This window comes from Necropsobacter rosorum (assembly GCF_964241405.1).
Lineage (GTDB): Bacteria > Pseudomonadota > Gammaproteobacteria > Enterobacterales > Pasteurellaceae > Necropsobacter > Necropsobacter rosorum.
Genome location: NZ_CAXSXF010000003.1, coordinates 113231 through 127216 on the forward strand (window position 1 = coordinate 113231; position 13986 = coordinate 127216).

12 protein-coding genes and 1 riboswitch are annotated in these 13986 nt (G+C 50.6%); of the genes, 9 read left to right on the forward strand and 3 right to left on the reverse strand.

What is annotated here, in order from left to right; genetic code table 11:
- Positions 1-150: 150 nt before the first annotated feature.
- From purH to glyA, 4 genes are all read left to right on the forward strand, one after another.
- The gene (gene purH / locus ACESOH_RS07090) at positions 151-1752 is read left to right on the forward strand and encodes a bifunctional phosphoribosylaminoimidazolecarboxamide formyltransferase/IMP cyclohydrolase (protein ID WP_373100510.1); all 1602 of its coding nucleotides are present in this window, start codon (positions 151-153) and stop codon (positions 1750-1752) included.
- Positions 1753-1836: 84 nt separating this feature from the next.
- Complete coding sequence (gene purD / locus ACESOH_RS07095) at positions 1837-3126, forward strand: phosphoribosylamine--glycine ligase (protein ID WP_373100511.1); 1290 nt, start codon at positions 1837-1839, stop codon at positions 3124-3126.
- Between the two features lie 67 nt (positions 3127-3193).
- Entirely contained in the window at positions 3194-3910 is a 717-nt protein-coding gene (locus tag ACESOH_RS07100) for a DUF8095 domain-containing protein (RefSeq protein WP_373100512.1), read from the forward strand.
- A 119-nt stretch (positions 3911-4029) separates the two neighbouring features.
- The gene (gene glyA / locus ACESOH_RS07105; RefSeq protein WP_373100513.1) at positions 4030-5292 is read left to right on the forward strand and encodes a serine hydroxymethyltransferase; all 1263 of its coding nucleotides are present in this window, start codon (positions 4030-4032) and stop codon (positions 5290-5292) included.
- Positions 5293-5369: 77 nt separating this feature from the next.
- Here the strand turns inward: glyA and ACESOH_RS07110 are convergent, their stop codons facing one another.
- Positions 5370-6734: an L-cysteine desulfidase family protein gene (locus ACESOH_RS07110; protein ID WP_373100514.1), complete on the reverse strand. Its 1365-nt coding sequence runs from the start codon at positions 6732-6734 to the stop codon at positions 5370-5372.
- Between the two features lie 119 nt (positions 6735-6853).
- On the opposite strand from ACESOH_RS07110, the gene ACESOH_RS07115 reads away from it, so the two are divergent.
- The 4 genes from ACESOH_RS07115 (at position 6854) to qseC (ending at position 10352) form a co-directional block, all read left to right on the forward strand.
- Positions 6854-7405, forward strand: a complete 552-nt coding sequence (locus ACESOH_RS07115) for a YgiW/YdeI family stress tolerance OB fold protein (protein ID WP_373100515.1) — start codon at positions 6854-6856, stop codon at positions 7403-7405.
- Positions 7406-7447: 42 nt separating this feature from the next.
- Positions 7448-7543: riboswitch (TPP riboswitch) on the forward strand.
- An 82-nt stretch (positions 7544-7625) separates the two neighbouring features.
- Complete coding sequence (tenA, locus tag ACESOH_RS07120) at positions 7626-8273, forward strand: thiaminase II (RefSeq protein WP_032092165.1); 648 nt, start codon at positions 7626-7628, stop codon at positions 8271-8273.
- A gap of 41 nt (positions 8274-8314) precedes the next feature.
- Positions 8315-8986, forward strand: a complete 672-nt coding sequence (locus ACESOH_RS07125) for a response regulator (RefSeq protein ID WP_373100516.1) — start codon at positions 8315-8317, stop codon at positions 8984-8986.
- Positions 8973-10352 carry a quorum sensing histidine kinase QseC gene (gene qseC / locus ACESOH_RS07130; RefSeq protein WP_373100517.1) on the forward strand — a complete coding sequence of 460 codons (1380 nt, stop codon included), beginning with the start codon at positions 8973-8975 and terminating at the stop codon, positions 10350-10352. Before ACESOH_RS07125 ends, qseC begins: the two co-directional genes overlap by 14 nt.
- A gap of 150 nt (positions 10353-10502) precedes the next feature.
- Here the strand turns inward: qseC and aphA are convergent, their stop codons facing one another.
- Both aphA and prfC read right to left on the reverse strand, forming a co-directional pair.
- Positions 10503-11210: an acid phosphatase AphA gene (gene aphA, locus ACESOH_RS07135; protein ID WP_373100518.1), complete on the reverse strand. Its 708-nt coding sequence runs from the start codon at positions 11208-11210 to the stop codon at positions 10503-10505.
- 119 nt (positions 11211-11329) lie between these two features.
- The gene (gene prfC / locus ACESOH_RS07140; RefSeq protein WP_032092161.1) at positions 11330-12910 is read right to left on the reverse strand and encodes a peptide chain release factor 3; all 1581 of its coding nucleotides are present in this window, start codon (positions 12908-12910) and stop codon (positions 11330-11332) included.
- A gap of 192 nt (positions 12911-13102) precedes the next feature.
- On the opposite strand from prfC, the gene ACESOH_RS07145 reads away from it, so the two are divergent.
- On the forward strand, positions 13103-13963 hold the full coding sequence (locus tag ACESOH_RS07145) for a phosphoribosylaminoimidazolesuccinocarboxamide synthase (RefSeq protein WP_373100519.1): 861 nt from the start codon (positions 13103-13105) through the stop codon (positions 13961-13963).
- Positions 13964-13986: the final 23 nt, after the last annotated feature.

Genomic DNA, 13986 nt, shown 5'->3' on the forward strand with positions numbered 1-13986 from the left:
CCGCTGAAAATAGCGTTTCAATCAACCCGCGTAATGCGGGTTTTTTTATGTCAAATTGCGCGCAGACCCTACATAAACGCAACCGTTTGCGTTATAATGCCCCGGTTTTTTGTTTCTGGTTAGTTATCAATTTAAAAAGGAAATTTTTCAATGCAATCACATCGCCCCATTCGTCAGGCATTATTAAGCGTTTCGGATAAAACAGGTATCGTCGGCTTTGCGCAAGGTCTTGTGCAGCGCGGCGTGAAACTGCTTTCCACCGGCGGCACGGCAAAATTATTAGCCGACAACGGCTTGCCGGTAACGGAAGTGTCGGATTATACCGGTTTTCCGGAAATGATGGACGGCCGGGTCAAAACCCTGCATCCGAAAGTCCACGGCGGCATTTTAGGACGGCGCGGTACGGACGATCAAATCATGCGTGAACATCATATCGAACCGATTGATATGGTGGTGGTGAACCTGTACCCCTTTGCCCAAACGGTGGCAAAAGCGGGCTGCACGCTGGAAGAGGCGGTGGAAAATATCGACATCGGCGGGCCGACGATGGTGCGATCCGCGGCTAAAAATCATAAAGATGTGGCGATTGTGGTCAATAACGGTGATTTTGATGCCATTCTGGCGGAAATGGATCGTCACCACAACAGCCTGACTTTTGAAACCCGGTTCGACTTGGCGATTAAAGCCTTTGAACATACGGCGCAATACGACAGCATGATTGCTAACTATTTCGGGCAGTTGGTCAAACCGTATTTTGCCGCGGAAGAAGACGAGGCTGAAGCGAAGTGCGGTCAGTTTCCGCGGACTTTAAACTTAAATTTCGTGCGCAAACAAACCATGCGTTACGGCGAAAACGGCCATCAAAACGCGGCGTTTTATGTCGAAAATCACGTTAAAGAAGCGAGTGTTTCCACCGCCCGTCAGTTACAGGGCAAAGCGCTGTCGTATAACAATATCGCCGATACCGACGCCGCTCTTGAATGTGTGAAATCCTTTGAGCAGCCCGCCTGTGTTATCGTCAAGCACGCCAATCCGTGCGGCGTGGCGCTGGGAGCGGATATTCTGGAGGCTTATCAGCGCGCTTATCAGACCGATCCGACCTCGGCTTTCGGCGGCATTATCGCCTTTAACCGCGAACTGGACGGCAAAACGGCGCAGGCTATTATTGAACGTCAGTTTGTGGAAGTGATTATTGCGCCGGCGGTTTCTGCCGAAGCCCTTGATATAACGGCGAAAAAGAAAAATGTGCGGGTGCTGGCATGCGGCCAGTGGGACGGCGCGCAGTCGCGTTTGGACTTTAAACGGGTCAACGGCGGCCTGTTGGTGCAGGAAGCCGATCTGGCGATGGTCGGTATTGATGATCTGCAAGTGGTAAGCAAACGCCAGCCGACGCAAAAAGAATTAAGCGATCTGCTGTTTTGCTGGAAAGTGGCGAAATTCGTGAAATCCAACGCCATTGTGTATGCCAAAGACAAGCAAACCGTCGGCATCGGCGCCGGGCAGATGAGCCGGGTATATTCCGCCAAAATCGCCGCCATTAAGGCGCAGGACGAAGGGTTGGAAGTCAAAGGCTGCGTGATGGCTTCCGATGCGTTCTTCCCGTTCCGCGACGGTATTGATGCGGCGGCTAAAGCGGGGATCGAATGTGTAATCCATCCGGGCGGCTCAATGCGCGATCAGGAAGTGATCGACGCGGCAAACGAGCATAATATGGTGATGGTATTGACAAAAATGCGCCATTTCAGACACTAAAAATAACGCGGCGGGGCAGGTAGTCCCGAGCAGACGGATGTTAAGGGCGTAGGCAATACGCTTGAGGAATAAAAAGGAAAATAAATGAATATTCTGATTATCGGCAACGGCGGGCGCGAACATGCGCTGGCCTGGAAAGCGGCGCAATCGCCGCTGGCTGACAAGGTTTTTGTGGCGCCGGGCAACCCCGGTAGCGCGCGTGAAAGTGCGGTGCAAAATGTGGCGATTTCCGCAACGGATGTGCCTGCGCTGGTGAAATTTGCGCAGGATAATGCCATCGGGCTGACCATTGTCGGCCCGGAAGCGCCTTTGGTTATCGGCATTGTCGATGCGTTTGAAAATGCGGGGCTGACCATTTTCGGCCCGCGTCAGGCAGCGGCGCAATTGGAAGGTTCCAAAGCCTTTACCAAAGATTTTCTGGCGCGGCATCATATTCCTACCGCCGAGTACCGCAACTTCACGGCGATTGAACCGGCGCTGGCTTATTTGCGTGAAAAAGGCGCGCCGATTGTGATTAAAGCGGACGGCCTGGCTGCCGGCAAAGGCGTGATTGTGGCGATGACGCTACAGGAAGCGGAAAATGCGGTGCGCGATATGCTGGCGGGTAATGCCTTCGGCGAGGCCGGGCATCGCGTGGTGATCGAGGAATTTCTGGACGGTGAAGAGGCCAGTTTTATCGTGATGGTGGACGGTGAACACGTGGAACCGATGGCCACCAGTCAGGATCACAAACGGGTCGGCGAGCAGGATCAGGGGCTGAACACCGGCGGTATGGGCGCGTATTCGCCGGCGCCGGTGGTGACGCCAGAAATTCATCAGCGGGTGATGGAACAGATTATTTATCCGACCGTGCGCGGCATGGCGAGCGAAAATAATCGGTATAAAGGGTTTTTGTATGCCGGTTTGATGATTGACAAACAGGGGCAGCCGAAAGTGATCGAATTTAATTGCCGTTTCGGCGATCCGGAAACGCAGCCGATTATGCTGCGGATGAAATCGGATTTGGTGGCGCTTTGCCTGCAAGCCTGCCGCGGGAAGTTGGATCAGATCACCTCCGAATGGGACAGCCGGGCGGCGCTGGGCATCGTGCTGGCTGCGGAAGGGTATCCGGGCGATTATCGCAAAGGCGATGACATTCACGGTTTGCCCGCACAAGCGGCGGCGGACGAAAAAGTCTTTCTTGCCGGTGTCGCCGAGGAAAACGGTAAACTCGTTACCAACGGCGGACGGGTACTTTGCGCCACCGCCTTAGGCGATAGCGTATTTGATGCGCAACAAAAAGCCTTAAAACTTGCCGAACAAATCCAATGGACAGGGCGTTTTTATCGTCGCGATATTGGCTATCGTGCCGTAGCAAGAGAAAAAAACGCTTAAAATTCAGACCGCACTTTTAAAAGTGCGGTTGATTTTTGCACTATTTTGATAAATTAAGGTTTTTATTATGAAAACACTTGTTCTAGTTGGATGTTGTGCGGCATTATTATCTGCTTGTTCGGTTAATCACGATAATACATATCATTGGCGACCTTATTTCGATTTAGAGGGAAAATTACAACATATTGCTTTTAGTAATATTATTGTACTAAAAGATGGTAAAGAAAGTATTCCTGATGTAAAAGAGCAACAAGGTGTCGCAATTCGTAAAACAAGATTTGGTGAGTTGACTTCTCATGAAACGCTAGGAAAAATTTATGGCTTGTTTGACGCTAATAATGTTCCGATGGCAGTAATATTTATTTCGGATTTTTTAGTACCGAATAATTCTCTTAATCCACATATTCCGGAACATATTAAAGCCCTTGCCAAAGCGAAGCAATTTGATTTTTATGAATTTGGTAAACAACGTTTAGGTATTGTGCGTTATCGTGCTAAAAATGGTATTTGCCAAGATTTTAAAGAAAAGGCTGGTGTACAGTTAGAAATGGCAACTAATTATTATCCACAAAATAGCTTTACCGATTTTTATACCAGTTTTATCCGTGTGCAGCTAAATCATAAAAAAGCATTAAGTGCAGTGGATTATGAGCAAAAATTAACAGGCCAAGATAAAAAACTGCAAGCAGAAATGAAAGATTATGTGGAAAAACATTGGCAGAAAATAGCCGATGCCAATATCAATGAAAAAGTAGGTCTATTAGCAAATATTGTTTGCAAGTAGCCGTTATTTTTTAGAGTAAATGAATTATTTTCATAAAGATAATGAAAAAATCCCAATAAAATTTTTGTAAAAATAGCGTACAATAAATTTCAACCAACGTGAATAATGAGGACACCCCCATGTTAAAAAGAAGTATGAATATTGCCGATTATGATCCCGTATTATGGGAAGCGATTCAAGATGAAGATCGCCGTCAGGAAGAGCATATCGAACTGATTGCTTCCGAAAACTATGCCAGCCCGCGCGTTATGCAGGCGCAAGGTTCGCAATTAACCAATAAATATGCGGAAGGTTATCCGGGTAAACGCTATTACGGCGGCTGCGAATATGTGGATATTGTTGAGCAACTGGCTATTGACCGCGCCAAAGAGCTGTTCGGCGCAGATTATGCCAATGTACAGCCGCATTCCGGTTCGCAGGCGAATGCGGCGGTGTATATGGCGTTGCTGAATCCGGGCGATACCATTTTAGGCATGAGTCTGGCGCATGGCGGTCATTTAACGCACGGCGCGTCGGTCAGTTTCTCCGGTAAGATTTATCATGCGGAACAATACGGCATTACCGCAGAAGGGCTGATCGATTACGATGCTTTGCGTAAACAGGCACAGGAAGTAAAACCGAAAATGATTGTCGGCGGTTTCTCCGCTTATTCCCAAGTGGTGGATTGGGCGAAAATGCGTGAAATTGCCGATGAAGTGGGCGCTTATCTGTTCGTGGATATGGCTCATGTGGCCGGGTTGATCGCAGCCGGCGTTTATCCGAGCCCGGTGCCGCACGCCCATGTGGTAACCACCACCACGCATAAAACCTTAGCCGGCCCGCGCGGCGGTCTGATTCTTTCTGCCAGCGGCGATCAGGAAATGTATAAAAAACTGCAAAGTGCGGTGTTCCCAGCCGGTCAGGGCGGGCCGTTAATGCATGTGATTGCGGCGAAAGCGGTATGTTTTAAAGAAGCGCTGGAACCGGAATTCAAAGCTTATCAGGCGCAGGTAGTAAAAAATGCGCAGGCGATGGTCGAAGTCTTCAAACAGCGCGGTTTTGAGGTGGTGTCCAACGGCACGCAAAATCACCTGTTCTTAGTCAGCTTTATCAAACAGGGATTGACCGGTAAAGCGGCGGATGCGGCATTAGGTGCGGCGAATATTACGGTGAATAAAAACTCCGTGCCGAATGACCCGCAAAAACCGTTTATTACTTCCGGTATTCGTGTGGGTACGCCGTCGATTACCCGTCGCGGTTTCAAACAAGAGGACGCCAAAGCACTGGCGGGCTGGATGTGCGACGTGCTGGACAGTCTGGGTAAAGACAACCATGAAGCCGTGGTGCTTTCTACCAAAGCTAAAGTGCTGGAAATCTGTAAACGCCTGCCGGTTTATGCCTAATCGGTATGATTGTTAGAGAAAGCGGCGATCTTAATCGCCGCTTATTTTTTGCCTGACGTAAACGGTAGAGATTGCGCTCAGGCCGCCGGTTTATTGACCATAATTTCAATCACCTGACGATCGGTATATTGCATGCTGCGCGAGGCGATATCGCACAGATTGTTGATGGACCGGTCGATACTGTGTTCGACGATCCCTTCATCACCGGTGACCTGTATGTTATCCAGCGCCATTAGCACCGCTTTATAGCCTGAGGTCACGCTGGTGGACACTTTCATCGCACAGCCGTTTGCCGCACCGTCGCAGATGATCCCGCTGATATCGCCGATCATACTGCTTATGGCCATGCTGATCGTCTCGAATTTGCCACTTAATAACCAGGCGATCCCCGCACAGCTGCCCATTGCCGCCGTGGTTGCCGCGCATAAAGCGGACAGTTTGGGCAGTTTGCTGTGAATATAAATCGCCATTAAATGAGAGAGAAACAGCGCGCGGATTAGACGCCGGCGATCAGCCTGCAAATGCTGTGCGACTACAACCACCGGCATAGTGGCGGTGATGCCCTGATTGCCTGAGCCGGAATTGCTCATGGCCGGTAAATTCGCGCCGCCCATTCGGGCATCGGAAGCGGCGGTGGTGGCGATGATGATGCGGTTCATCAGATCATCGCTGAGCAGCCCGCTGCGGATGTGTTTTTGCAATGTCCGCCCGATGTGCAGCCCGTAATCTTGGCGTAATCCCTCCTGCGACAGCGCTTCATTCAAGCGTGCCGCTTCGGCGATAAAGGCAATACTGTTTTCATCCGCACGCATGGCAAAATCAAAAATATCCTTTGCACTAAGTGCGGTGAAAATTTCTTGAGAATTTTCGTTGTCAACGGCGCAGGGCTTGGCAAACAGGGTTTCGCCGTTTTTTTCAATATAAATAATATTGGCGTGATGCGCCGCAATCCGCACGCAAACGCTGTCCTGTCCGCAAAATAAGGTCGCCTCGGAATATAACAGATGGTCGGTTTGCAGCATAGAGACTTTGACCTTTTCGGCGCTGATCAGCGCTTTGGCATGAGCGACCTGTTCGGCGTTAATATTTTTTAACACTTCCAAACCCGCATCCGGATCGCCGCCCGTCGCCCCGATTGCCGCCGCCATTTTCAGCCCCAGCGTACCGGTTCCCGGCACGGTAACGCCCATGCCGTTTTTCATTAAATTCGGTGACACTTTCGCTTCGATTTTCTGCGGCTCGGCGGCTAAATATTTGCGCGCGGTAGCCGCCGCCAGCGCCAGCGAAATGGGTTCCGTGCAGCCCAGTGCGGGCACCACTTCCCGTTTGGCGATAGCTAACAGCGATTGTTCTATATTGTGATTGAGGGCCGAATGAGGCCGGTCGGCGGCGTCCTGTACTGACGGTGAACCGTCAGCTGCCGGCGGAGGTGTGCAATTCATAGCATGTCCTTGGGGTAAAATTTTATAGTCTTAAGTTTTTCTTAATATTTAATTGTTTTAATAAGCCTCAACAAGACAACAGCGTCTTGTTGCTTACGATGTTATTTTGGAGACCTATTATGAAAAAACTTAGTTTAGCAACAATTTTAGCATTATCAACCGTTAGTCTGTTTGCCGTTGCACAGAATGAACAGATTAGCGTATCACAGCAAAAAGGCGGCACCCAGATGACTCAACCGGCACCGCAAAACGGTAAAGGCCGCTGCGATTACCGCGATGGCAGACATCATGGCGATAAAAAATCCCGCGGCGATTGGAATGGCAAAGATGAAGTACGCGGCGGCTTTAAAGATCCGAGCAAACCGGCGGTAGATACGGCCAATCAGCCGCGCCGTCCGGAGTTTAATTTTCCGGTGTTGAAAGTCGCCGATGCCGACAGCTGGAAAGACAATCAGTTCATTGCGCTGCAGGGGAAAATTGTCGAGCAGGTGGGAAAACGGGATTTCTTATTCCGTGACGCCAGCGGTGAAATCGAAGTGGAAATCAGCCGTCGCGCATGGCACGGTCAGGACATTACGCCGAACGATGAGGTGAAATTATTCGGTGATGTGAATAAATCCTGGAAAAAACCGACGATCGAAATTCGTCATGTTGAAAAAGTAAAACCGTAATTTTCGGTGGCAAATTATTTTTTTTACGCTAAACTCAATCACTGAAATTAGTCGGGGTGCGTGCCGGATGCGCGCTGAGATCATACCCGTGAACCTGAAGCAGTTAATACTGACGTAGGAAACTAATTTGGTTATCGCGCGGTTATCGATAACGTGATGTGTTTCGCAAGCGGTGTTCCCCGGCAGTTTCGTATCATCAATTTTTTATGGGAGCGAATCTATGTCTATGGTACAGCAGCTGATCGAAGCGGCAAAAACCGATTGGGAAGCCTATATTTATCACCCGTTCGTTAACCGTTTGGCGGACGGCACCTTACCGGAATCCTGTTTTCAGCATTATCTGAAACAGGATTATTTATATTTGTTTCATTACAGCCGCGCCTTATCGCTCGGCATTTTTAAAGCGGACAATTTCGAACATATTCAGTATGCCCATCAGGCCAATGATCTGCTGTTAAAGGAAATTCAGCTGCATATTGCATTCTGCCGTCAGTGGGGCATTTCCGAGCAGGCGCTGATGAACGAAGCGGAATCGCCCGCCTGTGTGGCATATACCCGTTATGTGCTGGATTGCGGCGTGAAAGGCGGTCTGGCGGAACTTTATACTGCGCTGGCGCCTTGTATGCTGGGCTATGCGGCGATTGGCAAACGGCTGGCCGGCATAACGACGGCACATAATCCTTATCAGGCGTGGATCGATACCTATGCCGGCGAGGATTTCCAGCAGGCGGCGGCAGATTTTGCCCGCAGGCTGGATAGTTTTTGTGCCGAGTTAAGCGACACTCGGCGGCGGCAGCTGCGAACCGTTTTCAGTACGGCAACCCGAATGGAAGCCGCATTCTGGCAAATGGGGCTGGATTTAAGCTGATCCGGCGCGGTAATGCAATCATAAAAAGTGCGGTCAAAATTATGCGAATTTTATTAATTGAAGATGATCCGTTAATCGGCGACGGGATTAAAGTCGGGTTAACCCAATCCGGTTTCAGCGTGGATTGGTTTACCGACGGAAACACCGGCTTGCAGGCAGTGAAAGCCGCGCCTTATGACGCCGTAGTGCTGGATCTGACCTTGCCGAAAATGGACGGTCTGGATATTGTGCAACGCTGGCGCAACGACAGTGAAGATGTGCCGGTGCTGATTCTGACCGCACGGGATACGCTGGATGAGCGCATTACCGGTTTGCAGCGCGGCGCGGACGATTATTTATGCAAGCCCTTTGCGCTGGCGGAAGTGGTTGCCCGCTTGCAGGCGCTGATCCGGCGCCGTTATGGTCATACTAATCCGGTTATTGCCCATGGCCCGGTCAAATTCGATCCGAATCAGCATAAGGTTTTTCTGCATGAGCAGGAAGTGGCGCTGACCACCCGGGAATATAAGCTGCTGGAACTTTTTATGCACCATAAAGACAGAGTGCTGTCACGTTCCGCCATTGAGGAAAAACTCTACACTTGGGATGACGAAGTCAGCAGCAATGCGCTGGAAGTGCATATTTACAACCTGCGGCAAAAATTGGGTAAACAGTTTATCCGCACCGTGCACGGTGTCGGTTATGCGTTGGGAAAAGCGGATGAAAACAGCTAAACCTGCCAGCCTGCGTTTTCGCTTGATTATTATGCTCTCGTTTATCGCGCTGATCGTATGGACGATCTCCACTGCGGTGGCTTGGTTACAGGTGCGCAAAGAAGTCAATGAAGTGTTTGATGCGCAGCAGATTTTATTTGCCAAACGGCTGGCGTCTTCCGACTTGCGGACGATATTAATCGAACGGCACCGCCCCGAGTTTTTCAACGGATATAAAAATCGTCGCCGTTTTATGCCGAAAAAAGGCTATGACGGCAATGCGCTGGCCTTTGCGGTTTTCACCCCTAACGGCGAAATCGTACTCAGCGACGGTGAGAACGGCGACGGTTTTATTTTTGCGCCGGCACGCGGATTTTCGGTGACAAACATCCGGGACAGCGAGGATAAGTGGCGCATTTTTTGGCTGCCGCTGGGCGATCGCCTGATCGTAGCGGTGGGGCAGGAGCTGGGCTATCGGGAAAACCTGATTCAGAATATGGTGTTCGGCCAAATGTGGATTTGGTTTGCCAGCCTGCCGTTTCTGCTCGGTTTAATTGTGTGGGTCATCAGCCGGGAGCTGCGCGCCTTACGCCGGGTCGGTGAACAGCTCAGTCAGCGTGCGCCGGCAGATAATACGGCATTATCCGTACAACATGTGCCGCGTGAAATTCTGCCGCTGGTGAACGAATTAAACCGCTTTTTTGACCGCACGGCCAGCATGTTGCTGCGCGAACGCCGTTTTACCTCCGATGCCGCTCATGAGCTGCGCAGCCCGCTTGCCGCATTGCGGATTCAGACCGAAGTGGCACAGCTTGCCGGTGACGACAATGCGGTGCGCGAACAGGCGCTGAAACATCTGACCCAGGGCATTGATCGCGCCACCCAATTGGTCGAACAGCTGCTGACCCTTTCCCGTCTGGATAACCTTCAACAACTGGATAATTTAGAAACGATTCACTGGGATAAACTGATTCCCTCGCTGATCGGTGAATTATATTTCAGCGCCCGGAAAAGCGGCATTGAGCTGGCCTTTGAACAACAGGCGCTGCCGCCGCAGCGGCAGGGACAACCGCTGTTGCTGTCTTTAATGCTGCGCAATCTGATCGACAATGCCATCCGTTATGGCCGCGCCGGCAGCACGGTGACGGTGCGTTTAACTCACGATCGCATTGTGGTGGAAGACAACGGCGGCGGTGTGGAGGAAGCGGATCTGACAAAACTCGGACAACGCTTTTACCGCCCGGCGGGGCAAAACGAAAAGGGCAGCGGACTGGGATTGTCGATTGTATATCGCATTGCACAGCTGCATCATTATCAAGTGCGGTTAAAAAACGGGCTGAATGCCAAGCAGGAAAAAGGCCTGCAAGTCAGTATTCTATTCAATTAAAAAACGGGAAAGCCGATCACTTTCCCGCATAATTTCAAATCCTGTATGCTCAATTTGGTCGGTTGACCAACCCGATAATATCGTTGCGGTTTCAGAGGCCGTACCGGCATAATCCGCGTTTCGGTACGGCGTGCGTTTTGCAAAGCGGGTTTAATAGGCGGAGTTAATAATTACTTCTTCGCCGTAACCGCCGGCTTGCGGGAGCGGCAGGTAAGTGGAGTTTGCCGCTCTTAATACGCGGATGCCGCGGATTCCCGCCTCTTTGGCGGCTAAAATATCATCATCGCTGTCGCCGTAGTGAATGCTGATTTTATGTTCGATGATTGCCGGAGTTTTGTCATATTTGGTGCTGTGCGCTTTGCCGCCCATAAAATTGACCGGCTGCATATTTTTGATATCTAAGGCTTTTGCCAGAATCGGCGTCACCTGATCATCTTTGCCGGCAGTACGTCCGGTAATCAGGTAGATTTGATCGCCGCGCGCCTGATGCATGTTGATCAACGCTTTCGCCACATCTTTCGGTATGCTGTATTTGTCGCAACCGGCATTGATTTCATCCCAAAAATCCTGATTTTTCAGATAACTGAAATCCTGCGGCGAATATTTTTGTTTGCCGTAGTAGAAGCAGCCGCTGGTGGCGGCGACCGTATCGTCAATGTCAAAGCTGACGTTCATCGGCGGCAGATCTTTGATGCTTTCTTTAATCTGTTCAACAGACACCCATTTTATCGCTGCCTGCTGTTCCAGCATGCGCGCATTTGTGCCCTCTTGAGTATAAGGTTCTTTCGGTGCGGCGCTGGCGGTGCCGGAAACGGCGGCGATGAAAGCGATGGTGATGATGTGACGTTTTAATTGCATAAATTACCCCTTTGATTGAGAGCCTGCCTGTCGGCAAGCCGGTGTCTTGTTGTTGGTCGTGGTGCGTTTTCCGCAACTGAAAAGTGCGGTGAAAAAAACGGGCAAATCGCCCGTGCGGATTAATGTTCTCTGGTTTTAAAGAAGGTGACGTCGGGATAACGTTCCTGCGTCAGATTCAGATTCACCATGGTCGGTGCGATATAGGTTAAATTATCGCCGCCGTCTAAAGCCAGATGCTGTTCGTTTTTGCGTTTGAATTCTTCGAATTTTTTCGCATCGCCGCATTCCACCCAGCGGGCGGTGGCGACGTTCACCGTTTCATAAATCGCTTCTACGCTGTATTCGGTTTTCAGGCGGGAAACCACGACGTCAAACTGTAGCACGCCGACCGCTCCGACGATAAGATCGTTATTGGCGACCGGGCGGAACACCTGTACCGCGCCTTCCTCGGAAAGCTGTACCAGCCCTTTTAACAATTGTTTCTGTTTTAACGGATCTTTCAGGCGGATGCGGCGGAATAATTCCGGTGCAAAATTCGGAATGCCGGTAAATTTCAGCTCTTCGCCCTGGGTAAAGGTATCGCCGATTTGAATGGTGCCGTGATTGTGCAGGCCGATAATATCGCCGGCATAGGCTTCTTCCGCCTGAGTGCGGTCGCCCGCCATAAAGGTCAGCGCGTCGGAAATCGCCACCTCTTTGCCGATGCGCACATGGCGCAGTTTCATGCCTTTTTCGTATTTGCCGGACACGATGCGCATAAAGGCGACGCGATCGCGGTGTTTCGGATCCATATTGGCCTGAATTTTGAATACGAAACCGGTCAGTTTTTCCTCCGCACTTTCCACCAAACGGGTATCCGCTTGACGCGCCTGCGGGATCGGTGCCCATTCGGTCAATCCGTCCAGCATATGATCCACGCCGAAATTGCCCAGCGCCGTGCCGAAAAAGACCGGCGTCAGTTCACCGTTCAGAAAGGCCGGTAAGTCAAATTCGTTAGAGGCGCCTTGTACCAGTTCCAGCTCATCACGCAGTTGTGCCGCCAGGTCGTCGCCGACCGCGCTGTCCAGTTGCGGATTGTGCAGCCCTTTGACAATGCGCACCGGCTGAATGGTATGCCCTTGTCCACTTTGGTACAGATAGGTTTCGTCTTTATATAAATGATACACCCCTTTAAACAATTTCCCGCAGCCGATAGGCCAAGTGATGGGCGCACAGCGAATGTTCAGCACGTTTTCCACTTCGTCGAGCAGTTCCATCGGATCGCGAATGTCGCGGTCGAGCTTGTTCATAAAGGTCAGAATCGGCGTGTCGCGCAGGCGGGTGACTTCCATCAGCTTGATGGTACGTTCTTCCACCCCTTTGGCGCTGTCGATCACCATCAGGCAGCTGTCCACCGCGGTTAACGTGCGGTAGGTATCTTCCGAGAAATCCTCGTGTCCCGGCGTATCCAGCAGATTGACCAGACAATGATGATAAGGAAACTGCATCACGGAAGTGGTAATGGAAATTCCGCGTTGTTTTTCCATTTCCATCCAGTCGGATTTCGCATGCTGGCTGGCGCCTTTGCCTTTGACCGAACCGGCGGTTTGAATCGCCTGTCCGTACAGCAGCACTTTTTCAGTGATGGTGGTTTTACCCGCGTCGGGGTGAGAGATAATCGCAAATGTGCGACGTTTATTGACCTGTTCCGGATATGACATCGTAATTTATTTCTGTTCAGTGTAAAAAATTGGCTCGTATTGTCGCCGAAAATCGGGTTTGGTGCAATATGATAGGACATTGACTTTAGCATCAGCCGCCGACATAAGAAAAAAAGTAATCGTTTGCGCAAAAGTGAAAAAAGTGCGGTACAATAGGCGCCGATTTTTCGTATAACCAAAAAGGTATAGCCAATGACACAACTCAGCCTTAAAAAAATTTATTCCGGTAAAGTGCGCGATCTGTATGAGATTGACGATAAGCGTATGTTGATGGTGGCGACGGATCGTTTATCCGCATTTGATGTGATTTTAGACGATCCGATTCCGCGCAAAGGCGAAATTCTGACTCAAATTTCCAATTTCTGGTTTCACAAACTGGCGCCGATTATGCCGAATCATTTCACCGGCGAAACCGTTTATGATGTGCTGCCGCAAGCCGAGGCGGATGCGGTGAAAAACAGAGCGGTGGTGGTAAAACGGTTGAAACCGATTAAAATCGAATCTATCGTGCGCGGCTATCTGACCGGCAGCGGTTTAAAAGATTATCAGCAAACCGGCACCATTTGCGGGCTGGAACTGCCGCCGGGGCTGGTGGAGGCGAGTAAACTGCCGCAGCCGATTTTCACCCCGTCGAGCAAGGAAGAGGTGGGCAATCACGATATTAATATCAGCTATGCGCAATGCGAAGCACTGATCGGTGCGCAACTGGCGGCGCAGGTGAGAGAAAAAGCCATCGCCCTTTATCGTGCGGCGGCGGAATATGCGCTGAGCAAGGGCATTATTATCTGCGATACCAAGTTCGAATTCGGGCTGGATGAAAACGGCGTGCTGACTTTGATGGACGAAGTGCTGACCCCGGATTCCAGCCGTTTCTGGTCGGTGCAGACTTATCGCGAAGGCACCAATCCGCCGTCTTTTGACAAACAGTTCGTGCGTGACTGGCTGGAACAAAGCGGCTGGAACAAACAGCCACCGGCACCGAGAGTGCCCGCCGAGGTTATCCGTAAAACGGTTGATAAATATCAAGAAGCCTTGGATTTATTAACCAAATAGCGAAATTTTTTCCAAGTGCGGTG

Excerpts from the sequence above, each read along its gene's own strand:
- ACESOH_RS07100 (WP_373100512.1), top strand. The coding sequence starts at position 3,194 with ATGAAAACACTTGTTCTAGTTGGATGTTGTGCGGCATTATTATCTGCT.
- qseC (WP_373100517.1), top strand. The coding sequence starts at position 8,973 with ATGAAAACAGCTAAACCTGCCAGCCTGCGTTTTCGCTTGATTATTATG.
- ACESOH_RS07115 (WP_373100515.1), top strand. The coding sequence starts at position 6,854 with ATGAAAAAACTTAGTTTAGCAACAATTTTAGCATTATCAACCGTTAGT.
- prfC (WP_032092161.1), bottom strand. The coding sequence starts at position 12,910 with ATGTCATATCCGGAACAGGTCAATAAACGTCGCACATTTGCGATTATC.
- purH (WP_373100510.1), top strand. The coding sequence starts at position 151 with ATGCAATCACATCGCCCCATTCGTCAGGCATTATTAAGCGTTTCGGAT.
- ACESOH_RS07125 (WP_373100516.1), top strand. The coding sequence starts at position 8,315 with ATGCGAATTTTATTAATTGAAGATGATCCGTTAATCGGCGACGGGATT.
- aphA (WP_373100518.1), bottom strand. The coding sequence starts at position 11,210 with ATGCAATTAAAACGTCACATCATCACCATCGCTTTCATCGCCGCCGTT.
- purD (WP_373100511.1), top strand. The coding sequence starts at position 1,837 with ATGAATATTCTGATTATCGGCAACGGCGGGCGCGAACATGCGCTGGCC.
- tenA (WP_032092165.1), top strand. The coding sequence starts at position 7,626 with ATGTCTATGGTACAGCAGCTGATCGAAGCGGCAAAAACCGATTGGGAA.
- glyA (WP_373100513.1), top strand. The coding sequence starts at position 4,030 with ATGTTAAAAAGAAGTATGAATATTGCCGATTATGATCCCGTATTATGG.
- ACESOH_RS07110 (WP_373100514.1), bottom strand. The coding sequence starts at position 6,734 with ATGAATTGCACACCTCCGCCGGCAGCTGACGGTTCACCGTCAGTACAG.
- ACESOH_RS07145 (WP_373100519.1), top strand. The coding sequence starts at position 13,103 with ATGACACAACTCAGCCTTAAAAAAATTTATTCCGGTAAAGTGCGCGAT.